This window comes from Deltaproteobacteria bacterium (assembly GCA_003194485.1).
In the GTDB taxonomy this organism is placed as follows: Bacteria; Desulfobacterota; Dissulfuribacteria; order Dissulfuribacterales; family UBA3076; genus UBA3076.
The window spans coordinates 41,074-66,479 of the sequence record PQXD01000013.1 but is presented as its reverse complement, the minus strand read 5'-3'; the positions used below and the strand labels follow the sequence as shown (position 1 = coordinate 66,479).

The 25,406-nt window shown below is 48.3% G+C and carries 26 protein-coding genes and 1 pseudogene; 16 read left to right on the top strand and 11 right to left on the bottom strand.

Annotated features, from left to right (window positions below):
• The coding region (locus C4B57_08465) for a hypothetical protein (protein ID PXF54168.1) at positions 1-183 on the top strand (183 nt) is incomplete at its 5' end.
• 300 nt (positions 184-483) lie between these two features.
• Complete coding sequence (locus tag C4B57_08460) at positions 484-1,446, top strand: hypothetical protein (GenBank protein ID PXF54167.1); 963 nt, start codon at positions 484-486, stop codon at positions 1,444-1,446.
• 267 nt (positions 1,447-1,713) lie between these two features.
• On the opposite strand, the gene C4B57_08455 is transcribed toward C4B57_08460, so the two are convergent.
• On the bottom strand, positions 1,714-1,983 hold the full coding sequence (locus tag C4B57_08455; protein ID PXF54166.1) for a hypothetical protein: 270 nt from the start codon (positions 1,981-1,983) through the stop codon (positions 1,714-1,716).
• Between the two features lie 91 nt (positions 1,984-2,074).
• Between C4B57_08455 and C4B57_08450 the strand changes: the two genes are divergently transcribed.
• From C4B57_08450 to C4B57_08425, 6 genes are all read left to right on the top strand, one after another.
• Positions 2,075-2,659 carry a hypothetical protein gene (locus C4B57_08450; protein PXF54174.1) on the top strand — a complete coding sequence of 195 codons (585 nt, stop codon included), beginning with the start codon at positions 2,075-2,077 and terminating at the stop codon, positions 2,657-2,659.
• Positions 2,660-2,728: 69 nt separating this feature from the next.
• Positions 2,729-3,223, top strand: coding sequence for a hypothetical protein (locus C4B57_08445; protein PXF54165.1), 495 nt, complete (start codon positions 2,729-2,731; stop codon positions 3,221-3,223).
• A gap of 90 nt (positions 3,224-3,313) precedes the next feature.
• Positions 3,314-3,961: a hypothetical protein gene (locus tag C4B57_08440; GenBank protein ID PXF54173.1), complete on the top strand. Its 648-nt coding sequence runs from the start codon at positions 3,314-3,316 to the stop codon at positions 3,959-3,961.
• Positions 3,962-3,977: 16 nt separating this feature from the next.
• Complete coding sequence (locus C4B57_08435) at positions 3,978-5,234, top strand: glucose-1-phosphate adenylyltransferase (GenBank protein ID PXF54164.1); 1,257 nt, start codon at positions 3,978-3,980, stop codon at positions 5,232-5,234.
• The gene (locus tag C4B57_08430) at positions 5,231-6,085 is read left to right on the top strand and encodes a glycine--tRNA ligase subunit alpha (protein PXF54163.1); all 855 of its coding nucleotides are present in this window, start codon (positions 5,231-5,233) and stop codon (positions 6,083-6,085) included. Before C4B57_08435 ends, C4B57_08430 begins: the two co-directional genes overlap by 4 nt.
• Positions 6,082-8,160, top strand: coding sequence for a glycine--tRNA ligase subunit beta (locus C4B57_08425; protein ID PXF54162.1), 2,079 nt, complete (start codon positions 6,082-6,084; stop codon positions 8,158-8,160). Before C4B57_08430 ends, C4B57_08425 begins: the two co-directional genes overlap by 4 nt.
• Before the next feature lie 73 nt (positions 8,161-8,233).
• Here C4B57_08425 and C4B57_08420 read toward each other — a convergent pair whose 3' ends face one another.
• Positions 8,234-9,322 (bottom strand): inositol-3-phosphate synthase, encoded by a 1,089-nt coding sequence (locus tag C4B57_08420; protein PXF54161.1) that lies wholly within the window; start codon positions 9,320-9,322, stop codon positions 8,234-8,236.
• A gap of 379 nt (positions 9,323-9,701) precedes the next feature.
• On the opposite strand from C4B57_08420, the gene C4B57_08415 reads away from it, so the two are divergent.
• Positions 9,702-10,301, top strand: coding sequence for a hypothetical protein (locus C4B57_08415; GenBank protein PXF54160.1), 600 nt, complete (start codon positions 9,702-9,704; stop codon positions 10,299-10,301).
• Positions 10,298-10,669 carry a hypothetical protein gene (locus tag C4B57_08410; GenBank protein PXF54159.1) on the top strand — a complete coding sequence of 124 codons (372 nt, stop codon included), beginning with the start codon at positions 10,298-10,300 and terminating at the stop codon, positions 10,667-10,669. Before C4B57_08415 ends, C4B57_08410 begins: the two co-directional genes overlap by 4 nt.
• Before the next feature lie 85 nt (positions 10,670-10,754).
• On the opposite strand, the gene C4B57_08405 is transcribed toward C4B57_08410, so the two are convergent.
• Together C4B57_08405 and C4B57_08400 are read right to left on the bottom strand one after the other, a co-directional pair.
• The gene (locus C4B57_08405; GenBank protein ID PXF54158.1) at positions 10,755-11,573 is read right to left on the bottom strand and encodes an NAD(+) kinase; all 819 of its coding nucleotides are present in this window, start codon (positions 11,571-11,573) and stop codon (positions 10,755-10,757) included.
• Between the two features lie 9 nt (positions 11,574-11,582).
• Entirely contained in the window at positions 11,583-14,243 is a 2,661-nt protein-coding gene (locus C4B57_08400) for an insulinase family protein (protein ID PXF54157.1), read from the bottom strand.
• 426 nt (positions 14,244-14,669) lie between these two features.
• Here C4B57_08400 and C4B57_08395 point away from each other — a divergent pair, with 426 nt between their 5' ends.
• From C4B57_08395 to C4B57_08380, 4 genes and pseudogenes are all read left to right on the top strand, one after another.
• Positions 14,670-14,921, top strand: coding sequence for a preprotein translocase subunit TatC (locus tag C4B57_08395; protein PXF54156.1), 252 nt, complete (start codon positions 14,670-14,672; stop codon positions 14,919-14,921).
• Positions 14,922-14,926: 5 nt separating this feature from the next.
• A complete protein-coding gene (locus C4B57_08390; GenBank protein PXF54155.1) occupies positions 14,927-15,265 on the top strand; it encodes a hypothetical protein in 339 nt (112 codons plus the stop codon).
• A gap of 28 nt (positions 15,266-15,293) precedes the next feature.
• Positions 15,294-15,596 (top strand): annotated as a pseudogene (locus C4B57_08385) (hypothetical protein).
• Positions 15,597-15,685: 89 nt separating this feature from the next.
• Positions 15,686-15,868 carry a hypothetical protein gene (locus C4B57_08380; protein PXF54154.1) on the top strand — a complete coding sequence of 61 codons (183 nt, stop codon included), beginning with the start codon at positions 15,686-15,688 and terminating at the stop codon, positions 15,866-15,868.
• 64 nt (positions 15,869-15,932) lie between these two features.
• Here C4B57_08380 and cobM read toward each other — a convergent pair whose 3' ends face one another.
• The 7 genes from cobM to C4B57_08345 all read right to left on the bottom strand — a co-directional run bounded on the left by cobM (position 15,933) and on the right by C4B57_08345 (position 23,079).
• Positions 15,933-17,813, bottom strand: a complete 1,881-nt coding sequence (gene cobM / locus C4B57_08375) for a precorrin-4 C(11)-methyltransferase (GenBank protein ID PXF54153.1) — start codon at positions 17,811-17,813, stop codon at positions 15,933-15,935.
• A 151-nt stretch (positions 17,814-17,964) separates the two neighbouring features.
• Entirely contained in the window at positions 17,965-19,179 is a 1,215-nt protein-coding gene (locus tag C4B57_08370; protein ID PXF54152.1) for a pilus assembly protein PilC, read from the bottom strand.
• Positions 19,180-19,352: 173 nt separating this feature from the next.
• The gene (locus C4B57_08365) at positions 19,353-19,670 is read right to left on the bottom strand and encodes a hypothetical protein (GenBank protein ID PXF54151.1); all 318 of its coding nucleotides are present in this window, start codon (positions 19,668-19,670) and stop codon (positions 19,353-19,355) included.
• Positions 19,660-20,505, bottom strand: a complete 846-nt coding sequence (locus tag C4B57_08360; GenBank protein PXF54150.1) for a hypothetical protein — start codon at positions 20,503-20,505, stop codon at positions 19,660-19,662. The genes C4B57_08365 and C4B57_08360 overlap by 11 nt, the downstream gene beginning before the upstream one ends.
• 15 nt (positions 20,506-20,520) lie before the next feature.
• On the bottom strand, positions 20,521-21,591 hold the full coding sequence (locus C4B57_08355; GenBank protein PXF54149.1) for a chorismate synthase: 1,071 nt from the start codon (positions 21,589-21,591) through the stop codon (positions 20,521-20,523).
• A gap of 45 nt (positions 21,592-21,636) precedes the next feature.
• Entirely contained in the window at positions 21,637-22,248 is a 612-nt protein-coding gene (gene cysC, locus C4B57_08350) for an adenylyl-sulfate kinase (protein ID PXF54148.1), read from the bottom strand.
• Positions 22,249-22,293: 45 nt separating this feature from the next.
• Positions 22,294-23,079 carry a hypothetical protein gene (locus tag C4B57_08345; protein ID PXF54147.1) on the bottom strand — a complete coding sequence of 262 codons (786 nt, stop codon included), beginning with the start codon at positions 23,077-23,079 and terminating at the stop codon, positions 22,294-22,296.
• Between the two features lie 374 nt (positions 23,080-23,453).
• On the opposite strand from C4B57_08345, the gene C4B57_08340 reads away from it, so the two are divergent.
• Complete coding sequence (locus C4B57_08340) at positions 23,454-24,647, top strand: hypothetical protein (GenBank protein PXF54146.1); 1,194 nt, start codon at positions 23,454-23,456, stop codon at positions 24,645-24,647.
• Between the two features lie 77 nt (positions 24,648-24,724).
• On the top strand, positions 24,725-25,297 hold the full coding sequence (locus C4B57_08335) for a PAS sensor protein (protein ID PXF54145.1): 573 nt from the start codon (positions 24,725-24,727) through the stop codon (positions 25,295-25,297).
• Positions 25,298-25,406: the final 109 nt, after the last annotated feature.

Sequence of the window (25,406 nt, the reverse complement as noted above, 5' to 3'; positions counted from 1 at the left end):
CAGCTCGGTATTACCACCCTGTATGTCACCCATGACATCACCGAGGCAAGGGAGGTGGCCGACAGAATAGCCGTCATCCTTAAAGGACGTATAGAACGAATAGGAAAGCCGGAAGACTTGCATACCTCCTTTTTGACCAACTCTTTAATCTTTCTCAGAGACAGACAACTAAATAATGTCTGAACGAAAATCCCTGGTTCTGCCCACATATAATCCCAAATTATGCAGCGAAGGCCATTTATAGATAATCAGCAACTGATTTATCAAAATAACCTGCTGTTTTTTAATGCAAAAAGCCTCCTTTCCTGGTAAAATAAGATTGTCTGAAAACAAGAAAGGGAGGCGCCAAATCTGGGTTTATATTTCCAGGTGCGGCAGAAGGGCGTATAATAATTTTATATACAGCGGATTTTGTGACTTTGACATTTTATGGCTAACATTTAATGAACATTCCCTGATACTTTAAGAAAGGATATTACGTCGATGACACCCGAGGACAAAGCGATCATAGCAGAGTGGTACCGGAATGTTGACGGCGAAATCCGCATCGGTCTTATCCGGACAGAAGATGATCGCGGCAAGCAAATTCAGACGTTTTGCGAGGACCTTAGCCGTCTGGCTCCAGGCATCCGAATTGAACAAGAGGAGAGTGACGGAGAACAGTTACCGGAAATCAGTATAGGGCAGAATATAAGCTATCAGGCCGTGCCTTCGGGAAGAGAGCTGGCACCGTTTCTGGATATACTGAGCGACCGGGCAGCGCTTGCCGGGAAACTGCCCTTGTCCGTTCGGGAAGCCCTCAGTCAGGTCAGGGTCCCAGCGATGCTGAGGGTCTATATTGCCCCCCAATGTCCATTTTGTCCCCAGGCGGTGACCCTGCTGCTGGCTCTTGCCGCCCCGGAAGGCTTGATTTATCTCACCGTTATCGATGGGACCCTGTTCTCTGAAAGGGCCGAAAACGACCATGTCCGGTCTGTACCCACGGTTATATTGGACGATCAGTTCCGATGGACAGGAGCGATTCAGCTCGAAGAACTCGTACATATGATGCTTACCCGGGACCCTTCCCGGCTCGGTACTGATTCGCTCAGAAAGATCATCGAGCAGGGTGATGCCGCGGGTCTGGCGCAGATGATGATGGAAAGCGGGAAAATTTATCCCGCATTTCTGGATCTGCTGATCCATGAAAAATGGCAAATTCGTCTGGGCGCAATGGTGGCATTTGAATACCTTGCCGAAGAGCGTAAAGAAATGGCCTCGCAGGTTATCGTGCCTTTGTGGGATCGGTTTTCCAGGGTGGATGATCAGGTCAAAGGCGATATCCTCTATGTTCTGGGTGAATCAAAGGATCCGAGTGTGATCCCGAAACTCAAAAGTGTTAGCAACGGCCCTTATTCTGGCGAAGTTCTGGAAGCCGCCATCGAGGCATTAGAAAAATTCTCGTAGAAATATGGCCGGCACTGCCGGAACAGCCCGCCGGGCATGAATGGCACTCAAGGTCTGAAGATCCTACTCTGGCAGATGCCATAAAAAAACTTGACTCAAACCGGCCACTAAGGAAATTATAAATCTCCAATGCCGTTGGAACAAAATGGGTGGCCGGATAACTTAGGATTCAGTGGCCATGGTTGACTTCAGGCCTTCCTCAACCGCTCTCTTTATGTATCACTCATATATTTTCTTCATAAAAAAATCATCATAACACGATTTTACTCATGAGTAGAGTAAGATGCACATGATTATGCGTTTCCATGCGGGAGCGTGAAATGAGGTGAAATACGGATATTCCTGCCAATGGATAGGGTTTAGGGGACGGAGCAAAATGGCGCCAGGTGTTGGCGGGAAATGTAGGCTTTGAACTTTGAGAGCCGGTGGCTCCTTCTCGTAGACCTGTTTCATTCCCCCTCCAAAAAAATTTCCAATTTCCAACTTCAGGCCGTGAACGGCTACGTAAATAGTAACAAGTGAAGCGGCCGAGCGCATTAAAAACCCGGATTTTACCCGACATCGGGCCTATATATGGCGATGTGGGGAGGCATTTGGCCCGATGTCCATTGTTTTTTCCAGACATGGAATGCAAATTTTAATCAAGGAACGCGGCCGCTTTTCTAAACAAAAAAATACAGGAGGTATTGCGATGTTCAAAAAAGAAAACGTTACAGAAAGCCATGGTATACATGCAGTATGGAAGCCCTGGTTGCTCAGTGTATTGGCAGTCGTGTGTCTGCTTCTTATGGGAATGCAGGGCAAAGTAATGGCAGATGATGGTAGTGCTGAAAAGGGATTTATAGAGGCTATGGATATTAACCTCCAGGCCGAATGCCCGTCAATGCAGGGATTGCCTGAGGATCGTAAGGACATGAAGGGGTTTAATCATAAAGCGCATGCGAAGGAATATTTAAAGGGAAACTCTTCTTTCTCTGATGTGCAATATGATGACGACTTCACCTGTGCAGCCTGTCATCCTGGGGCCGGTTCGCAGGATGAAATCCTCAGGGAGCCTGTATGCAACAGGTTATCAGGTGCGTTGGCTGCTGCAGGAGGCCCGCAAAACCTGAAAAAGTATTATCATAAAACCTGCCTCGGATGTCACAGGAATATGCACAAGGCCGGAAAAGCAACCGGGCCGGTGAGGTGTAAGGGTTGTCACACTAAGTAATAGTCTTTTGATATGAGCCTCTTACGAAACTGCTTGCGGGTGGCTCAATACCTTAAAGGAGGTTATGCTATGAAAAAGCTTCATATTGTTTTATTATTGTTAGTAACGTGCTTTGCATGGAATATTATGCCATCAACCTGTGAGGCCGCTCGCCAAAAAGGAAAGGTGGCGGCAGTAGTCAAAGAAGATACGGAGATATGTAAGGCGCTGAAGGATCTCCTTCCCGACCACGGAGAAGAGCCATGCGAAATAAAGGGCCAGATCTCCAATCTTGTTCTGATACAGGGGACATTGCCTGAGAAACTCGAGCCCGAACAGAGCATCATTCTTAAAGTAAAGGGCTTAGGTAAGTTTATGGCAAAGGTTGTATTCCTTACTGAAAGTGATACTACACTGAATGATATAGCCTCGGCGTTAGTCAAGGAGGAAGGAGGCATTATATGGCGCAGCGAAAAAGACGGTCCTTGTATATTACTCAAAGCAGAAAAGGAGTTTCTGCCTCCTGTGGGAGATGATGTCAGCCTGAAAGTCAAATCTGCAAGGAGAATATTAGAAGGCTGTTAAGCTGAACTCTTCAAATCCGGGGCCCTTTCAGAGAAGCCGGAATTTCCTGACAGGGCCCTTGCTGGTGGAAAAGGAGGTATTATTATGAATATACGTTTTTGGACTGTTTGCGGATTGGTTTTGATGATGCTGTCTGCCTGTGCCGCACCACAGACCCGGACCCAGAAAGGCGGGGCTTACGGTGCCGCGGGAGGTGCTGCAGCAGGGGCAATCATAGGTCAGGCTATAGGCCATGATACCAAGGCAACTCTTGAAGGTGCGGCCATCGGGGCGGCAATAGGCGGTCTGGCCGGTGCCGGAGCCGGTCATTATATGGATCAGCAGGAACAGGCCCTCCGGCAGGCCGTGGCAACATCAGAAGCTGCTGCTGTACAGCGCCAGGGGGATATCTTGTCCGTTACCCTCAAGAGCGATTTTCTTTTTGATGTGGATTCCAGTGTTGTGCATCCCGGGGCCTATCCCGAGATAGACCGTCTGGCCGGGGTGTTTAACCAGTATCCTGACACAATGATCCGCATAGAAGGATATACTGACAGCACAGGTTCTGAAGAGTATAATCTGCATCTGTCCCGGAGAAGGGCTGAGGCTGTAAAACAGTTGCTTGTTTCAAAAGGAGTTTCTTCGAGCAGGATGACGGTTCTGGGCTATGGGGAAAGCAGGCCCAAGGCCGGAAACGATACTCCTTACGGCCGGCAGCTCAATCGGAGGGTTGAGATCTATATCGAGCCCAGGCGGTAAAAATTGGGAGGAACGCATGCGGGATACCTTGGCCGTGATCCTGGCCGGAGGAGTAGGAAGCAGGCTTAATGTCCTGGTGCGATACAGGGCCAAGCCGGCCGTGCCGTTTGGCGGCATCTACAGGATAATTGACTTTGCCCTTTCAAATGTCATGAATTCAGGCCTTAATCAGGTGGCAGTGCTGACCCAATACAAGCCTCTTTCCCTCATGGAGCACATAGGGACTGGTGTCGCCTGGGATTTTGTGGGCAGGACCAGGGGGATAAAGATTCTGCCTCCGCGTACAGGAGAGAAAGATTCGGACTGGTATAAGGGCACTGCAGATGCAATACGGCAGAATCTGGACTTCATAGAGGCCAAGCCATCAAAACAGGTCCTAATACTCTCAGGAGATCATGTCTATTATATGGATTACAGGGACATGGTTAAACACCACAGAGATTCAGGGGCCAAGGTTACAGTGGCTATGATGACTGTTCCCTGGGAGCAGACATATCAATTCGGAATAGGCATCCTGGATGAACGGGGACGGATCATTGGCTGGGAGGAGAAGCCTGAAAAGGCAAGATCAAATCTGGCTTCAATGGGGATTTATGTATTTGATACCGGATACCTTGTCGAATCACTGAGGGCTACCGATGAGGTGGACTTTGGCCACCATATCCTTCCCAGGGCCATGGAGGACGGGCAGTTGTTTGCCTACACTTTCCGCGGATACTGGCGGGATGTGGGAACGGTGTCTGCGTACTGGGAAGCCAACATGGACCTGCTCAGGCCGGGAAGCGGCCTGGAGCCAGAGATGTGGAGCATATGCACCAACGTTGAAAATGAGGGCCTGCCATTTGACTTTCCCCCGGCAAGTATTCTATCCGGTGCCGAAGTAAAGAATTCGGCTATTACAAAAGGTTGTGTGATAAGAGGCATGGTAAAGGGATCGGTCCTTTTCCCTGGAGTAGTAGTAGAGTCAGGGGCAAAGGTCCTTGATTCCATGCTCATGCATAATACCTGGGTGGGTAACGGAGCGCTTTTAAACAAGGTGGTGACTGACAAGGAGGTCACAATCGGCACCGACTCCAGCGTCGGACCGGGAAATATTGACGCGGCAAATCGCCTTTATCCCGAACAACTTTCTGCAGGAATAACCCTGATCGGGAAATGGGCCTCTGTGCCTGAGGGTGCAAAGGTCGGCACAAATTGTATTATTGCCCAAAAGGTCACGAATGATATGTGGCCGGAAGATTTATTACTCCCTGACGGGGAGACATTGGAATGATTTTTCAGGAGATTATTACAAATCTCAATAGATACTGGCAGGAACGCGGGTGTATACTGCTGCAGCCATATGACATGGAGGTGGGGGCAGGGACCTTTCACCCGGCCACTTTCCTTCTGTCCCTGGGTCCTGAGCCGTGGAGTGTCGCCTATGTGCAGCCTTCCCGGCGTCCCACAGACGGCCGTTACGGCGAGAATCCCAACCGCCTTCAACATTATTACCAGTATCAGGTAATACTCAAGCCCTCACCTGATGACGTACAGGACTTGTATCTCCAAAGCCTGGCCAATTTCAATCTGGACCTGGCGGAACACGACATACGTTTTGTGGAGGATGACTGGGAGTCACCAACCCTTGGGGCCTGGGGTCTTGGTTGGGAGGTCTGGCTGGATGGTATGGAGATTACCCAGTTCACCTATTTTCAGCAGGTCGGCGGGATCGATGTAAACCCGATATCCGCTGAAATTACTTACGGCCTGGAACGGATCGCCATGTATCTTCAGGGGATAGATAATGTCTATGACCTCAAATGGAATGAGCATGTCAGGTATGGTGCCATACATCACAGGGACGAGGTGGAGTTCTCCCGCTATAATTTTGAGGCTGCGGACGTGGAGACCTTGAGGCAACTGTTTTCATTCCACTACAAAGAGGGGCTGAGGTTGCTGGAACAAGGGCTTGTGCTTCCGGCCTATGACCAGTGCCTTAAGTGCTCCCATTACTTTAATCTCCTGGATGCCAGAGGTGCCATCAGTGTGGCGGAGAGGACCGCATATATCGGCCGCGTTCGCAATCTCGCAAGAGGAGTTGCCCGGAGATACACAGCTCTTGAAGAAGAGGCCGGGGCGTGAATACCAGGAATCTTCTTTTGGAAATCGGGACTGAAGAGATCCCGGCAGCTTTTATCCCGGGGGCACTGGATGACCTGGCCCGGCTGGCCAGAGAACATCTGAACGGAGCTCATTTGACATATGAAGATGTCTTGACCATGGGGACTCCCAGGCGTCTGGTTCTCTGTGCAAAGAATTTGTCGGACCGGCAGCCCGACAGGGAAAAGATTGTTACAGGCCCGCCCGCAAAGATTGCCTTTTCATCTGATGGAAAGCCTACAAAGGCAGGAGAGGGATTTGCGCACAGCCACGGTGTCAGCGTTGACGATTTGCAGATAAAAGACACTGAAAGGGGGCCTTATACAGTGCTGCGCAGGATAGTCCCTGGCAGAAAGACGGTTGAGCTTTTAAGCGAGTTCCTTCCCATGGTTATAGCCTCAGTTCCATTCCCTAAGACCATGCGTTGGGGTACGGAGGATCTGCGCTTTGCAAGGCCTATTCGCTGGCTTGTGGCCCTCTATGGAGAAGATGTGGTCCCTTTCAGTCTTGCAGGTGTCGAGACCGGTTCTGAAAGCCGCGGACACCGGTTCATGGCGCCTGCTTCGATCCGGGTACCCTCAAGTCCGGAGGGCTATAAAAAGGTCCTTGAAGGGGTCTTTGTGCTGGCCGATCCTCAGGTCAGGAGAAACAGGCTCCTTAAGGAGGCCCGGAATGCCGCGTCACAGGTCGGTGGCAACATCCTTTCCGACGATGAACTCGTGGATATCAACACCTATCTTACCGAGTTTCCATCCGCGGTATGCGGTTCTTTTGATAAACGTTTTCTGGCTCTTCCCCGCAACGTATTAATAACCTGCATGAGGGAGCATCAGAAGTATTTCGCCGTCGTGGATGGCAAAGGTGATCTTTTGCCACACTTTGTGGCTATTAACAATGCGCGCTCACCAAGGCCGGAGCTTGTATGCATAGGCCATGAAAGGGTGCTCAGGGCGAGGCTCAGTGATGCGGATTTTTTCTTTAAGGAGGATCTGAAGCGACCCCTGGAGGCCTTTGTTGCCGAGCTCTCGGGAATGATCTTCCATCAGCGTCTCGGGACCCTCCTTGACAAGATCCACAGGGTAAAGGTCCTTGTTCATTACCTGGCCGAACAGGTGGCCCCGGACAAGGTAAAAGTGGTTGAGAGGGCAGCCTGGCTCTGCAAGGCAGATCTTTTGACAGAAATGGTGGGGGAGTTTCCAGGCCTTCAGGGCACAATCGGGAAAGAATACGCCCTTCTGTCCGGTGAAAGCCAGGAGGTGGCAAATGCCATAGAGGAACACTATATGCCGGTCCGCTCGGGAGGGGCGCTTCCGGGGGGTCTCTCAGGGGCCCTTCTAAGTATCGCGGACAAGATGGATACTATCTGCGGGACTATCGCCATCGGACTCAAGCCTTCCGGTACCGCCGATCCCTATGGCCTGAGGAGGCTGGCCCTCGGCATTCTTCACATAGTGGAAGAAAGATCCCTGTGTCTGTCCTTGAAGGCACTGATTGCAGAGGCCTTGCACCAGCTTGAGAATCAGATCTCAGAGGTGTCGAAAGGGCTTATCGCCGAGATCATTGCTTTTTTCAAACGACGCTTTTCATATGATCTCATTGCCAGGGGAATGGATCATGACATCGTGGAGGCAGCCACCAGGGTGGAGTTTGACGATGTGAAGGACTGTGTTCTGAGGGCAATGGCCCTGGCGGCTGTCCGTTCGAGGCCGGAATTTGAGCCCTTAAGTATTGCCTTTAAACGGTTGATGAACATACTCAAGGGTTTTGAAGGCGGGGCAGTAAATCCCCTATTACTTGAGGCAGAAGAGGAAAAGGCCCTTTATGAGTTATATCTTTCTACAGAAAAAAAGGTTGGAGTTTCCCTTGAAAGACGGGACTATGAGCAGGCTCTGGTAACCCTGTTGTCTCTCAAGCCACAGGTGGACAGTTTTTTTGACCATGTGCTGGTAATGACAGAAGACATGGATACAAGGGCAAACCGGCTGGCACTCCTGTGGAATATAGCCGGTCTTTTTCTCAGGATCGGGGACCTTTCAGCCATAGTTGCATCCCGATAAAAAACAAGCAGCCGTTTGAGGGTTCAGGGTTCAAGAGTTCGGAGCCGTTGAGTCGTGAGTCCTGATATCCCCTTTACTCACCTCTGACAAATTGTTCTATCATCTGAAATGCCTCGCTGTCGGTGAACTGGCGAGGGGGATGTTTACAGAAATAGGCCGCAGGCGCATAAAGAGCTCCGCCCTGGCCTCTCTGTAAAGCCAGTTTTGTACAGCGGATGGCGTCAATGGCCACGCCGGCAGAGTTGGGTGAATCCTCTACTGAGAGACGAAGTTCCAGGTTCATGGGTACATCACCAAAGAGCTTGCCTTCCATGCGAATGAAACAGATCTTGTTGTCTTTCTGCCAGGCCACATAATCACTGGGGCCGATATGGATGTTTTCATCATTAAGGCGCTTTGCGGTCACTGCCTGAACAGCCTCTGTCTTGGATACTTTCTTCGAGATCAAGCGGTCGCGGCTGAGCATATTGAGGAAATCGGTGTTGCCGCCGGTATTGAGCTGGTATGTACGTTCCAGCTTGACGCCGCGCTTTTTGAACAGGTCGGTCAGCACGCGGTGAACTATGGTGGCACCCATCTGGGATTTGATATCGTCACCGATGACAGGGATATTTTTTTCCTCGAAGCGTTTCGCCCACTCCGGATCACTTGCGATAAAAACCGGGATATTGTTTATAAAAGCAATCCCTGCTTCCAGTGCACATTCGGCGTAAAACCGCGTGGCCTCTTCAGAGCCCACAGGAAGATAGTTCAGGAGGATTTCGGCGCCGGACTCCTTGAGCACCTTGACGACTTCTTCTTCAGTTGTTTCGGGTCTGTCGGCCAGGACAAAAGTAAATTTATCGTCATAATTCTTCATGTGGCCTGCGACACCGTCCAGAATCCTGCCCATCCGGACTGTAACTCCTGATCGAGGGAGATCCGGATAGATGGCCTTTGTACAGTTAGGTTCGGCAAAGACAGCTTCATGCACATCCTTTCCAACTTTTCGCTTGTCGACGTCGTAAGCCGCGACGACCTCTATGTCTCCGGGCCTGTATCCATCAATTTCCCAATGCATCAGGCCTATAACATCTTCTGCGTTTTTGCCCCGATAATAGTGAATTCCCTGGATCAGGGAACTTGCACAGTTGCCAATTCCAACAATAGCTATTTTGATCACGGATTAGTCATCTCCTTACGTTAACTGAAAGTGTAAGAGACAGGTCTGCAGTTCCAAATTACCCTGCATTTAATACCACTTTTCATATACGAATAAAAGGGTTGGCGGCAATCCAAGCCGATTTTTTTTGTGACGTTAAGCAAGTATATTGCCATTCAAGCGATTGGAATCTTGTCAGAATCCGAAAAAATTGTATTGCAAATCACGGCAAAGTCAACATAAATATGCTTGCAAAGGCCATAAGTTATGCTTAGATTACAAACATTACAGGAGGTACTTTAAAAGACCCTTTAATAATGCCGTAAATATTCGGTAAATCCATGGACCGCTGGCAGTCGGCAGATAGTGGGCTGTTAATTTGTAATATAAAGGGGACTATATGCCATCCATAATATATTCGCTTGCATTCCTTGCCGTAGCTGCGGCCTTTGTGTTTCTTGTAATTTATCTTATCAGGTTGTCAAAGAACATCCAGGGCACACTCAGGGGCTTTGATGAGGCATTATTGAAGAGCCAGGCCGCTGTTGACAACACATTGGCCCAGTTTAATCCTGTAGTTTCTGAGCTGTCGGAACTTGAGGATACAGCTCGGGAGACCTTGAAAGAGATAAACCAGCGTCTGGCCTTGGTAGAAAATGAGTTGACGCCTCTCCTTGAAGAACTTAAGAATACTGCAAAGGCCTACCAGGACCTTGGGAAGACTTTCGAGAGGGATCTTCCACCGATTTTGGATAATGTCCATCAAATTAGCAGGAATATCCAGGACTTGACTGGTGATATTAAGGTCAAGGTTCAGCAGACACAGGATTTCTTTGAGGCTGCCCGCGAGGCAGGCGAGACCGTTCGGATCGCGACGGACATCGGCAGGTCAGGACTTTCCGGGTTAGCTGTACAGATGGCAAGCATGGCTACGGGCATCAAGACGTCTTTGGAGTTTCTTTCTGAGAACCTTAAATTAAAAGGAGGTAACAAGAAATGAGCAATAGTGAAGGTCGTTATTCCGCAGGTTGTGTGGCCATAGCGTTCTTGCTGGGAAGCGCTGTCGGAGCCGGTCTGGCCACGCTGCTTACTCCCAGAACAGGTCCTGAGGTAAGAAACCGGATAAGGGAGCAGGCCTATGCAGCCCGTGGTGAGGCCCTCAGGGTAGCGGACGAAGTCCGTGAAAAAGCCGGTGATCTCCTTGATAAGGGCAAGGATCTGATCGAACAAAAAAAGGCCGTCCTGGAATCCGCTTATGAAGCAGGTAAAGAGGCCATGGAGAGGGAGAAAGAACGCCTCGTTGCCCGCATGAAGCACGAAAGGGGTGAAGAGGAAGAAGAGACATCTCCGGAGAAGGAAGAGGCTTAAGGTTAAGACTGATTACACTGCAAGAAGTCCTGAATGCGAGTTGTGGATGATATATAGAGGGGGTGATTCTCTATGTCGCTCGCCTCTATATCCATACACCCTTTGCCCATCCAAGCTTTTCCCTTAGAATTGTGAAGTAGTCCCTGAGCGGGGACCTTATAAGTTTCAGGTATCCCTTGGCCTTTTGCACCTCAACCCAATCTCCTTCACTCAGTTCCTGGCCTGCCCGGCCGTCCACTATCAAGTTGATCTTTTCCGAGGCATTTTTGATCTGTATAGCCACTTTCATATGGCTTGGCAGTATAAGGGGACGCGCATTCAGGGCGAAGGGACATATTGGAGTCAATATAAAGCCCTTGATGCCTGGATGTAAAATAGGGCCGCCGGCAGAGAGGTTATATGCAGTCGATCCGGTTGCGGTGGAGACGATCAGACCATCACCACGGTATGTGGTAAGGAATGAGGTGTCGGCCCAGGTAGAAAGTGTAATGATTTTACCCAGAGGACCTTTGCTGATCACTGCTTCATTGAGTGCATAATAAGTTGAGCTTTTACTATCAGGCACTTTTACCATGACCGAGAGTATCGCCCGCCGGTCCATCTCGAGAGTTCCTGATATCAGGGAATCAAGGGCCTGTTCCATCTCGTCCATGTGGATCTCGGTAAGGAATCCCAAACCGCCCAGGTTTATGCCCAGCAGGGGAATTCCTAATCGATAAGCCTTTCCGGCCACATGCAGCAGGGTGCCGTCTCCACCCAGCACCACTATAGCCTCGGTTTGGGGACTTATCTGTCCTTCAGTGACAGAGACCCCATACTTACGGAAAAGCTCCTGCACGGCCTCTCCGATCCTCTTTGGGAGTTCGGTCTCGTGTCTGATAATGAGGCTGATGTGTTTGAGCATAAAGTCTCTTTACGGTCCTACTCTTACGAGTACGTATTCTTCCGAATCAATAATCTTTTTAGCCGCAGAAAGTACTTGTTCCGCGGTTACCCCATCTATTTTACGAACATATTCCGATGCGAAGCTGTATCCAAGACCATAGAGTTCATTCAAAGCCATGTCCATGGCCTGGGCCCTGTTGGTTTGAAGGCCTGTTTCATGGGTTCCGATAAGCCACTTCTTTGCCCTTTCAATTTCGTCATCACTTACAGGCCCCCGTATTATCCTGTAGATCTCCTGCCAAAGGCCCTTTATGGCCCTGTCTTTCTTTTCAGGTGCACAGGCGATATAAAAGGCAAAGGATCCATAGTCCAGACCAAGTCCCAGGAATGATGTCACGGAATACGCCAAGCCCTCCTTGTCCCTGAGATCAATGAACAGGCGGCCACCCTGGCCTGAAAGTACTGCATTCATGGTCTCAAGGGCATAGCGTTCAGGGTCACTGAAAGTAGTCCCTGGGAAACCAAGTACAATGTGTGCTTGTTGTTTTTCCCTTTTCAGGGTCAGAATTCTGGGTGCGATCAGAGGATCCGGCTCAGGAGGTGCGGGAAGTGATATCTCCGATTCCACCGACCAGGCACCAAGCTTGGTCTTAATGCTCGAGATGATTTCTTCAGCACGAATATCTCCAACTATGGAGAGCACTCCCCTGTCAGGTATTACAAAATTCCGATAAGTCTCAAGCAGATTTTCTGAACTGACAGCCTTGATAACAGAGGCCTTGCCCAACGGGTTCATGCCATATGGATGGGGCGAGAAAAGCAGACGGCGGAATTCTCTTACCGCGACTCCAGGCAGATAATCATCCTGACGTTTCAGCTCTGCCAGTATCAATGGACGGAGCTTTTTTATCTCTTCAGACGGAAAAGTGGGAGCGAGCAGGATCTCAGTGAAGAGGGCAAGGCCCTTATCCAGGTTTTGACTCAAAAAACGGCCTTGAAGTCCAAGGGTATTCTGGCCTGAGAAACCGCTGATACTGCCCCCCAGGCCTTCTATCAGTTCGGCAATATCCTGGGCGCTTCTGGTCCTGGTGCCTTTTGTCCAGGCCCTTGCAAGGAAGTTGAAAAGACCGTTGGTCTTCTCGCTTTCGTATCTCACTCCTCCTGGAAACACCAGTGCCAAGCTGACAGTAGGTACTCCAGGGACCTCCTTAACAAGAACCGTGAGACCGTTGGAAAGGCTGAATCTCTTGATATGGCAGGTAAGAGCGCCGGCATCATATTCCTCTATTCCTCCGGCCAGGAGTTCTGCCTCCTTGATCATTACGGCCAGTTCCTCGTTCGTGATTTCAGGCAGGCGGTCCTCAGGCATTATCATGACCACACTGACGTTTTCCTGCCTGAAGATCTGCCCGGCAACCCGCTGGACATCCAGGGCAGTCACCTCCCTGACTTTCTCAAGATAGAGTTTTTCGGCATGCGGGTCCTTTGAGAGGGTCTCAAAGATACCAAGTTTTTCGGCTTCCCCTTCCATTGTCTCCTGGCTGTAGACAAATTCCGTCTCTACCTGGACTTTTGCACGTTCCAGTTCTTTCTCAATGATTTCTTCATTCTGCAGGCGGAAGATTTCATGGAAGATCTGCGACAATGCCTCCCGGGTCTTTTCCGGGTCCAGAGAGGCGGTGATCTCGAAGATCCCCGGTCCTGCCGGCGTAAATGCTGCCGCATCAATGTTATGGACCATCTGCAAACGATTTCGTAGAGACGAGGTGAGACGTGAACTCTCCCCTTTTCCGAGCAGGGCGGCCAGGACGTCCAGGACAGGTGCATCCGGGTCATTGAAGTCGGGCAACCCTGAAAACGCGAGAGCCAGGTAGCCTTCCTGGATTTCCATTGCCTCCATGGCGATCCTTGGGGCGTCCTGCCGTGGCTCTGATGGATAGGTGAATTCCTGAGCCCCCTTTTTGGTTACTGATCCGAAGTAGTTCTGGATACCGGCCAGGGCCTGAGATGACTTGACGTCTCCGACAACAACAACGGCTATTTGTGAAGGTCTGTACCTCCTTTCCATATAGGCCAGTATATCTTTGCGTCCAAAAGACTTGACCGTCTCTGGATAGCCGATTACAGGGAGTCCATATGGATGCTCCTTATACGCCGTCTCCATTAATAATCTGGAAAGTCTTGTCTTAGGCCTGTCTTCTCTCATCTTTATTTCTTCAAGCACCACTTTTTTCTCTCGCTCTAACTCCTCTGGATCAAATGATGAGTGGAATACCGCATCGGAAAGTACATCCAGGGCATTGTCCAGGAACTGTTTCGGGACCAGGCAGTGGTAGACCGTGTAATCAAGAGATGTATAGGCATTAATGGACCCTCCGACAGATTCTATTTCCCTTGCCACTTCTCCAGGCCCTCTTTTTTCAGTACCCTTGAAGATCATGTGCTCGATCAAGTGGCTAATACCTCTCTCCTTTTCCGTTTCGTATACACTGCCTGCCCGGACCCATACCTGTACGGCTACCACGGGTGCACGGTGGTTTTCTTTCACTATGGCAGTAAGTCCGTTAGAAAGCCTGGTCTTGTAAAGCCCTGGAATAAGTTCCCTTGCAAAAGAGCCGAAGGGCATGATGAGGAGAATTGAAAAGGTGATCAGCAGACACAGAGTAATAATTTTACTGGTTAAGGGCATACGGTGTTCTCCTTGGAGGATGCTTTTATTTCAATTTCTAAATCAGCAAGATAGCTTGAACCTTAAGGGTGAATAGTCATTCAATGAAAGCTTGACACAGTAAATGAATTTTGGTACAGATCAGATGGTTCCCAGTTTTTACTTTAGGATACGTCTTGGTCTTTTTTATCGCCTTTTTTCTTAGATGCAAGCTTTTTTGGGATCATTTCTATAAAAAACAGGCAATGATTTTTATATTGCAAGAAGATTGACGAAGTTGTTAATAGTTTTCAAGGCGGACATGGTCCCTTGGTGTTGGGTACCATGTGAGAAAGATGTGTAGGCCCGGTGCTTGTGATTTGACCTGAAAAATTTTTACAAATTGGTCATGGGTACCTTTGGTAAGGCAAATATCTAACTAGAGACTATAAAAAAGGAGGTATTAAAATGGCAATAGGTGATAGTGTAAAGCCTGATGAGACAATAGATTTAAAGGGTTTAAGTTGTCCTATGCCTCAGCTGAAGATTAAAAAACAGCTGAAAAGTATGAAACCAGGTCAAATATTATTGGGTATCGGTTCTGATCCAGGGACAAAAAACGATTTGCCTGTAATGTGTAAAAAAGACGGGCATGAATATTTGGGTTGTGACGATGCAGCAGATGGTTCATTCCACTTCTATGTGAAAAAAGGAGGTTAGTGGAGATGTCTGAAGAAGAAAAAGACATGAATAAGTTGGGGATATTTGTGACAAATCCTCATCAAGATACTTGGCGTCATTTAAAAGGAATTGTGAAGGCTGTTCAAAAGGCGGGCAAAACGGTAAGAGTTTTTTTTACTTTTAAGAGTGTATATCTTGTCCAACAATCTGATTTTCTAGAATTTGTAAAGATGATTCCAGAAGAAGACTTCGCCATTTGTCATGACAGTTATACATGTGAAGGATTCGACGGTATTCCGACTGGATTGACAGAGAAACAGATGCGCTCACAGGCCTATCACGGAGACATCGTTGATGTATGCGGCAAGTATATCAGCTTATAGGAGGTAATATATGGCTAGTTATAAATTTATGTTCCTGATTTCCAACAAGATGTATATCTCTGATGCTCTACGTTCTACCTTGGGAGTAGCGGTTGAAAATCATTATGGTTTTGGAGCTGTTTTGTATCAAAAGTTACCTCCGGTTACAGAATATATGAAAGAGAACCTTGAGTGGACAAAAGATATGGAAGGGGATGTCTTTTGTGTAGTTGACACAATGGATGAAGAAGCCAAGAAGTATAATGTGGATGAGGTTGGTCTTACTCCTATTACTTTAGAAGAGTTGGGCAAACAGATACTTGAAGCCGACTATGTTGTAGCTTATGGTTTGCCCTATCAATCGCGTGAACTGCCAAGTATGTGTGCCGATAGCAGGACCGTTGATACTGCTAAAACTGAGTAAAAAAAGGAGTAGATTTGATGAAACTCTTATATTTATATCGCTTTAAGCCTACAGAGGCTACTGAAAAGACAAAGAAGTTGGTCGATCTCGTAAGCAAAGACAATGAGGTCAAGGAATACAGGCTTTATGAGGACAATCCTGATTATGATAAGGTTGTTGACATGATTTGGGAGGCAGATAAGGTAATTAGTTGGTGGTAAACCAAAAAATATACCTGAAATATTATAAGCCCCTTCCGGTAGATGCCGGCAGGGGGTTTATTTTTTAGAAGACCCGATCTTCTGTCAGGGCAAAGGCCCTTTCTCCAAGGGCCAGCGTGATACCGCCGATCTTTTCTTTTTGGAAGCGGAGCCTTCCATTACCAGTTGCCAGTATGGCCGAGGGTTCTGCCACACCATATGCACCTACAGCTTCCATGGCATAATGAGAGGGTTCTTTTACCGGTATGGTATTTAGCTGGTCTGCCGTGAAAAACCGGATATCAAGTTCCCACTTCTGTGCAAGGGCCGACAGACACGCCTCATCCTTCTTGGTCTCAATGCTGGCCAGGGTAAAAAGGGCCTTATTGGAGACTTTATGCCTTTTAAGAAATTCCTCTGCTGCCCTTTCCAGGGTCTGAGGCGAGATGTCACGCTTACAGCCTATTCCCAGGGCGAATATCCTGGGATACAGGTGAAGAACCGGTTTGGCTCCCGGAATTAGGTAGGGAGAGATGATCAAATGGGCATCGCCGGGATCGCAGACCTCATTGAGACCCGCAGGTAGAGAGCATACCCGGCAGTCAGTATATGTCTTGAGTCTTCCGGAGGCTATCAGGGCGGCAGACGCCTTTTTCAGGGCAGCAGGGTTGTCAGGGACCAGATCCTGAATCCGGGCCCACATATCGAGTGCCACCAGGCCCAGCGCATCGGATGCCGTGGTAATAACCGCCCGCCCTCCTGCCCCGAGTGCCAGTATCCTTGCCAGTTCATTGGCGCCTCCAAGGTGACCGGACAAGAGACTTATTGCGTGATGTCCTGCCTCATCCATTACGATAACCGCAGGATCATCCAGTTTGTTTATGAGCAATGGAGCTATGGCCCTGATCACTATTCCCGCTGCCATTATAAAGACAAAACCCGTGCCTCTCTGCCAAAACTCCTTTATAAGCTGGTTCCTAATCAGTTCGCTGTAGGAATAGATCAATACATCTTGCCTGCAAAGCGATTCAGAAAGCCGCCGGGCCAAGGCCCTGCCGCCGGGGGTTATATATGCAAAGATTATCCTTTGAGGAATTGCCTCATTGCCCGCAAGGGAGCGGCAATTAAGAGGAATGTCGGAGGAGGCGGCATTCCTTGAATGGCTCATAAGGCCCTTTCTGTACCCGTGGGAGAACCCGGGATCATAGAGAAAGGAGCGCCTTCCATCCAGGTATCCAGGTCCGGCCAGGACCTTTCCCGCCAATATTACGGCAGTTCTTGAAATGCCAGCCCGCTCAACTTTTATCGCGATATTTTCAAGCTCTCCACGTATAATACGTTGAGTCGGCCAACCTACCTTTTCTATTACAAACACAGGTGTGTCCGCTGGATATCCGCCTGCCAGCAGGGCCTCCTGAACCAGCCTTATATGGCTCACGCTCAGATAAAGGACCAGTGTGGCCCGGATCTTGGCAAGGCGCGACAATTCCTCGGATGGAGGCACGGGAGTCCGGCCGCCTATCCTGGAAAATATGACAGTCTGCGTAATTCCGGGAACGGTCAGCTCCCGGCCCAGGACAGCGGCAGCGGCAAATCCGGCCGTGACGCCAGGGACAACTTCATAAGGTATATTTTCTTTCCGCAGGCATTCCATTTGTTCCTGGACAGCGCTGAAAATAGCCGGGTCCCCGGTGTGGAGTCGAACGACCCGTCTGCCTGATTTTGCCGCCTGGACCATGATGGAAATGACTTCCTCCAGGGTCATTCCGGCAGAGTTGTGTATCTCTGCGGAGAGATGGGCGATCAGGTCCGCCGGTACCATGGAACCAGCGTAGATGACTATGTCTGCCTCCTGGAGAAGCTGATGACCTTTCAGTGTGATCAGGGAAGGATCTCCAGTGCCTGCTCCGACAAAAGCCACCGGCATGGCCTCGGTTTTGCGTCTCGTTGTTGTCGGATTTATCACGCTCATGATTCACTTTACATATTTGGCCGAGCGGCAGCAATGAATTCGTCTTAATCATAGCATATCAGCACAGACATAGAGTAAATTATTTTGGCTGCGGTCAATCCGCTTGAGCATATCCCGGTGGATTGAATTAAGACTGGCAGAGGCTCTAACCTCCTGATATTGCCCCAGCCAACTTGAAGATGGGGAGGTACATGGCAATGATTATGGAACCTACGGTACCACCAAGAAAAACTATCATGAAAGGCTCGATCATGCTGGTCAAGGCATCGACTGCCGTTTCTACTTCTTCGTCATAGAAATCCGCTATCTTGTTCAGCATCTGGTCCAATGCCCCTGTAGTTTCACCCACTGATATCATCTGCACCACCATGGCGGGAAAGATCCCGCTTTCACCAAGCGGTTGCGCTATTGTTCGTCCCTCACTGATGCTGGAGTGCACATTGTTTATGGCCTCTTCCACTATCTTGTTGCCGGCTGTCCCGGCAGCGACATTTAATGTCTCAAGTATGGGTACACCGCTGTCTATCAAAGTACCTAAGGTCCTGGTAAGTTTCGCCACTGCCACTTTTATTAACAGCGGCCCGAATACAGGAGATTTGAGTAAAAGCCCGTCTATAACGCGACGGCCTTTTTCCGTGCCGTAGTATTTCCTTAACAGAAATACCATACCTGCAATGGAGCCTATCATGACCAGAAAATAGGATTTTACAAAGTTACTCAGGTTGACCACCATCTGGGTGGGAACCGGCAAGGCCTTGCCAAAGTCGGCAAACATTTGCTCAAACACAGGTATTACGAAGATAAGGATTATTCCAAGTACCAGGACGGATATGGAAAGAACTATGATGGGATAAGTCAGTGCACCCTTGACCTTTCTTTTAAGTCGCAGTGCCTTTTCCATATAGTTGGCAAGACGTTGTAAGACATCATCCAATATTCCACCCATTTCTCCTGCTGCAATCATATTGCAGAAGAGACGATCGAACTGCTTCGGGTGTTTCTTTAGGGCATCGGCAAAAGTGAAGCCGCTTTCAATATCAGTCTTTACGTCCTGAAGGATTTTTTTAAAGGTCTTGTTTTCTTGCTGGCTGGCGAGGATTCCCAGCCCCTGAACAAGCGGAAGGCCGGTATCTATCATTGTGGATAGCTGCCTGGTAAAGACAACGATGTCCTTCGGCGGCACCTTTTTTTTAAGAAATCCTATGTATTCAGACAGATCTTTGGACTTGATCTTGATATTAGAGGGAGATATCCGTTGATGTCGGAGTAAACGGCGTGCTGCCTGTTCGTCCTGGGCCTCTATCTCGCCCTTTTGTATTTCGCCGTTGCTGGCAGTGCCTTTCCATACAAAGACTGGCATAAAGACTTCCTCCGGAAACTATCAGGCGTCCGAAATATGAACACGCCAGGATTTGGATACAAAAATGCAAATACTTCCTCGTAGATCTTATCGGATATGTTAGGGATAGACTTTATTTAATATCGAGCTTAGAGTTTTTATCATGCGTAAATAAGTGGAAAAAAGAACCAGGCTTACCCGGGCAGCCGGGCTAAGGCGTAATCCAAAGATATGTCTGCAATCAAAAAGGTCTTTTCCCTGGAGTTAGCACCCGATTTCAGCACAACCGAGGATTTAGAGACCTTAAATAGTTTTGCCAGAAACTGCCGGCAGGCAATGTTGGCCGCACCATCTACAGGAGGGGGCTGGACTTTGAGCTTAAGAGATGAACCATAAAGTCCGGCAAAGGCCGTATGGGAGGATTTTGGTTGCACATGGAGATTCAAAACAATGCCTTCCGGCACCACCTTCAGATACGGGGGAATTTTCAACAGGGAGATACTATCTGACATATTTATCTTTTTTTACCAAAAGGATTGCCTGTCCCAGACTCTGAACTTCCTCAAAGAGCTCTATAAAGGCTGAACGGTCACGTTCTTTGATTATTTTTCTCAGATTTTCTCCGCTCCGGCTAAATGTCTCAAGGACACTATCCGTATACGGATTTGACATCTGAATGGTTGCATATAGCTCGGGGTCCTGATGATAGAGCCTGGCTACTATGTTCATCTGCTGCTCAAAACTCGGGGGGGCAAGTGCCAGTATTTGCTGAAGGTCTATTCCATAGTCACCCAAGGCCTTCCCCAGACAAAGAAGTATGAAGTGATTCAGTGCCTGTGCCCAGGCCATGGTTCGATCGTGTTCTTCAGGTGAGACGACGGATATCACAGCCCCGTGTTGCCGAAGAAGCCCTTCCCACCAGCTAAACCACCTTTTGCCACGCCCTGGACACAATGCCACCCTTCTGCCCCTGATGGAATCCTCAGCCGGCCCGAAAAGCGGATGAGTACCCACTACCTCACAGCGCGTGTGTTCCAACATACACGCCACCTGCGACTGCTTAAGTGAGCAGAGGTCTGTCATAAAGGAACTCTCAGGAAGCAGGGGACCTATCTTGGCTACTACTTTTGGGAAAGCTTCCATGGGGAGAGATAGTATGATGACCTGGCACCTCCGGGTCAGATCCTCAGAAGAGGGTTCGGTGTGTAAATCAGAGATGAATACCGGTAATCCCGCGCCTTTGAAAAATTTTGCAAACCATTTCCCCATGCGCCCCAGCCCTCCAACAATTCCGACTGTCGGATGGCCGGTGCCAGGGTCGATACCTGCATGTATATCCGGTTGCACGGTTCCTGGAAAGGCTCAGGATAAGAGACCAGGTGAAAGGGCCCTTGCCCTGAGTATGTGATCAGCGAGCACCAGACGTACCATAGCCTCGCACACAGGCACTATGCGGGGAATGGCTGAGGCATCATGTCGCCCCCCTACCTTGAGTTTGGCAGGTTTCCCAGATACTGTTATGGTATCCTGTTCTTTAGATACAGATGGAATCGGCTTTACAGCAGCCCTTACAATCAGGTCATCACCATTTGAGATGCCAGCCAGTATGCCTCCGGAGTTATTACTCAAAAAATCTCCCGGGACTATGGGGTCGTTGTTCTCCGATCCCAATAACTCCGCAGCCCGGAAGCCTGCTCCGATCTCTACGCCCTTTACTGCACCTATAGACATAAGTCCCTTGGCCAGATCGGCGTCAAGTTTGTCAAAAACCGGCTCTCCAAGGCCAGGAGGCACTCCTGTTGCCAACACTTCTACAATTCCACCAACCGAGTCACCTTTGGATCTTATTTCCGCTATTCGTTTCTCCATTCTTTCCGCTGCTTCAAGGTCCGGGCAGAATAGTCTGTTTTGATTGACCAAATCAATATCATGTTTTCGTGCCTTTATCCCGCCCAGAGCAATTGTATAGGCGATAACATTTATGCCCACTGTGTCCAGGAACACCTGTGCTACCGCGGCCGCAGCCACTCTTGCCGCAGTTTCTCTTCCAGAGGCCCTGCCTCCTCCCCTGTGATCACGAATTCCATATTTTTTCCAGTAGGTGTAGTCACCGTGACCTGGTCTGAATATGTCTCTGAGCCGGTCATATGCCTGGCTCCTGACATCCCGGTTCCTGATGATCAGTAATATGGGGGTACCCGTGGTCTGCCCTTCAAAGACACCTGAGAGGATTTCTACATGATCAGGTTCATTTCTCGGACTTTCCGCAACCCCCCCTTTACCAGGGCGCCTTTTATCCAATGTCTCTTGAATGATTGCCTCGTTCAGGACAAGACGTGGTGGACACCCGTCTATAACTACACCCAGGGCAGGACCATGAGACTCTCCCCAGGTGGTTATGCGGAAGTACTGTCCAAAGGTATTTCCCGGCACCTCTTTACCTCAACTCCTGCGCTGTCAAACGGCGCATCCTAATAATTAGATTATCTTGTAACGTCTTATTAAATCGACAACCTGGTTTGCAGCGATTGTTGCTTCTATTTCGTCGGACTGGATTACCAGATCCGGATTTTCAGGCGGCTCATACGGAGCGGAAATGCCTGTAAAGTTCTGGATGATTCCTTGCTTTGCCTTTTTATAAATGCCCTTGAGATCCCGCGTGGCACAGACATGGAGCGGACATTTGACATAGACCTCGATAAATTTCTCTCTTCCCACTAAATCACGGACCTTCTCCCTGTCCTTCCTGAAAGGGGAAATGAAGGCGGTAATAGCGATGATCCCGGCATCTATAAAGAGTTTCACCATCTCACCAATGCGGCGGATATTCTCAGTGCGGTGCTCTTCTGAAAAGCCGAGGTCACTACAGAGACCATGCCGCACATTGTCCCCGTCGAAGACATAGGTAGAACAATCTATGTCGAATAGCATTCTTTCTAAATGGTGTGCGATAGTGGATTTTCCTGAGGCTGAAAGGCCTGTGAACCATATAACAGCGCCCTTGTGGCCATGGAGCTCCTCGCGATTCTCACGCGAGATATAGCCTTCGAACCAGGTAATGTTGTTCTTTTTTGCTACCGAGTATTTCATGGGTAATGGGAACGAATTGTCCCAGCCGCCGAGTGAACTTTTTTATCACTTCATATCCGGCTCGAATTCAGTGGCATTGATTGCTTTTACCTTGCCATCGCTTCGCTCAACAAGTTCGAACTCAATAATCTTCTGCTGGGTCTTTAACTGTGCAAAGGACTGATCGGTTACGGTACGTCCGTCTCTGTGCCTGAAATCGCTGATATGGCAAAATACATCGTCACGAATATCCAGGACACCGAGTCCGGTTCGTAGAGCCAGAAATGCAAACCCTTTCTCTTCATTAAAGACATGCATTACACCACGTTTAAGCGACGAATTGTCTATGGAAGGCAAAAGTCCGGGAACCAGATATCCTGAAAAGTAGTTATCAACCTCACACCGCAGAATTTCACTCGTATTAGAAAAGGAAAGAAGATCTACCCGCTTCCCTCTGTTCTGAAGTGCCCGGACAAGCCTGAAGAAATCACCGTCACCGCTGCCTAACAGTATGTAATCCAGGTTGTCTGCCTGCAACAATGTATCTATAGCGAGATCAAGGTCGGCATTTGCTTTGGTAATAATATTACCTTCGGAATCCCTGTACCGCTGGACTTTCTTTAAAACCAGGTGGAAACTTTCACGCCTGACCGCATCTCGATACTCTTGTTTCTTCCTCTGGTAATTGATATCACTTTCTTCCCGTTCAGAATCAATAGCCATATAAGCATTTGCCCGTAGTATAGTGGCTTTTTGGGCCTCTACCAATTCCCTGACAACGCGGTATCGAATTCCCCAGCCCCCGCATCGTACCAGATTTTCAATATCCAAAAAAATTCCTGCCTTGAGCATATAGCACCTTTAACTGAAAATTGTAAAAAAAACATCGTCCCAATAGTTTCACAGATAAAGTATTCTGGTCCCCAAATCCTCAGAACATAAAGAACATGCTTCTTAAATAGGCATATTAAATTCAGAGCTTGAGATATTCAAGGATTTTTGAACACATCTAAAGAGAATACTTCCAATTTCCGATTACACTGCAGAGACCATGAAACATGATTCCGGTCAAAAAGCCCGGGATCTGCCTGTCGGCAGACAGGTGCAAGGCGCTGAAATCAGCTCAAAGGTATGGATGGCAACTCCCGCAGTGGACTATGGGTTCACCGAATATTTACAAATGGATTCGTCAAAGTCATTAAATTTCATTATCTCAAGAAAGTAATATGAAAGATAAAGATAAGACCAGGGAACAACTTATTAATGAATTAAATGAGTTGCGCCAACGGAATGCTGAATTGGAAATATCAATAACCCGGCTCATGCAAACCGCAGAGGAACTGAGAGCGCTCGATGAATCACTGAAAAGAAGCATAGACGAACATGTTAAAGAATTCGGGCAGGCACAGCAGGAGTTGCAGGAGACGCGCAATTACCTGGAAAGTTTGTTTAATTATGCGAATGTCCCAATCATCGTCTGGGATCCGGAGTTCAGGATTACACGGTTCAGCCGTGCCCTTGAGCACCTGACAGGTTATATGCCCGAGGAAGTCATTGGCCGGAAACTGCGCATGCTATTCCCTGAAGAAAGCATGGATGAATCGCTTGCCAAGATCGAAAGCACCTTGGGCGGTGAGTACTGGAAGTCGGTGGAAATGCCGATTCTCTGCAAGGATGGGAATGTCCTGACAGCGCTCTGGAACTCGGCGAATATTTATGCCGGGGACGGCACGACCATCATTGCAACAATAGCCCAGGGAACGGACATCACCGAAATCAGGCGCTCAGAGGAGCAAATAAAGGCATCGCTCAGAGACAAAGAAGCACTCCTTAAAGAGGTCCACCATAGAGTCAAAAACAATTTGCAGGTAATTTCCAGCCTGCTCAATCTTCAGCTTGGATATATCAAGGATAAACAGGTCATTGAGATATTCAGGGAAAGCCAGAACCGTGTGAAATTGATGGCGCTCATCCACGAAAAATTATATCAATCCGAAGATCTGTCAGTAATAGATTTTGGTGAATATATCCGTGAACTTGCAGCTTATATATACTATTCATACAGAGCCAACCCAAGTATCGTCGCCTTGAAGATAAATGCCGGCAGTGTTTTGTTGGACATTAATACGGCAATTTCTTGTGGTCTTATTATCAATGAACTTGTTTCTAATTCTCTGAAATATGCATTTACTGAGTGTAAAGAGGGTGAAATACATATTGAATTATATCCTGATAATAATATGTATATACTGATTTTCAGTGATAATGGTATCGGCTTCCCGGATGATTTGGATTTCCGGAGCACAGAAACATTAGGCTTGCAATTAGTAATTACTTTAATAAAACAGCTTAAAGGTACGATAGAGATTAATAGAAGCGGCGGAACACGATTTAAGATTACATTTCCATATAATAGATAATATATAATAAAACCAGATTATGGTTACTGAAATTTGTTTTTATATTTGTGTAATGAAATAAAAAAGGAGTTAATGAAATGGCGAAAATACAGATTCTGATTGTTGAGGATGATGGAATTATCGCTAAAGATATACAAAATACATTAGAAGGTCTGGGATATGCTGTTGCTGCTATTACCTCTAATGCAGAGGGAGCTATTGAAAAGGCTGCGGAAACACAACCGGATCTGGTGCTTATGGATATCATGCTGGAAGGTGATATGGACGGCGTGGAAGCGGCCGAGCAAATACGTGATCGTTTCGGCATCCCGGTGGTATATCTGACGGCTCACGCAGATGAGAAAACATTGCACCGTGCAAAGACAACAGGGCCTTATGGCTACATTCTCAAACCTTTTAATGAAATGGAATTACATACAAATATCGAGATAGCTCTTTACAAGTCCGGATTGGAAAAGAAGTTAAAAGAGAACGAGCAATTGCTGGCCACTACACTGAGAAGCATAGGTGATGCTGTTATTACAGCGGATGTCAACGGATCCGTAACATTTATGAATCCGGTTGCCGAGGCCCTGACGGGCTGGAGGCAGAAAGACGCCGTAAGGAGACCTCTGAAAGACGTTTTCAATATTATAGAGCGTGTCCCGTAAATCATATCAGCCGAAGATTTCGATTCGGCCAAATTTTGGCCTTATGCCCCTCTGGGCTTTCTGGAAATGCTGATTATTGAGATTCATTGTCATAAGAGCCTTATTCCAC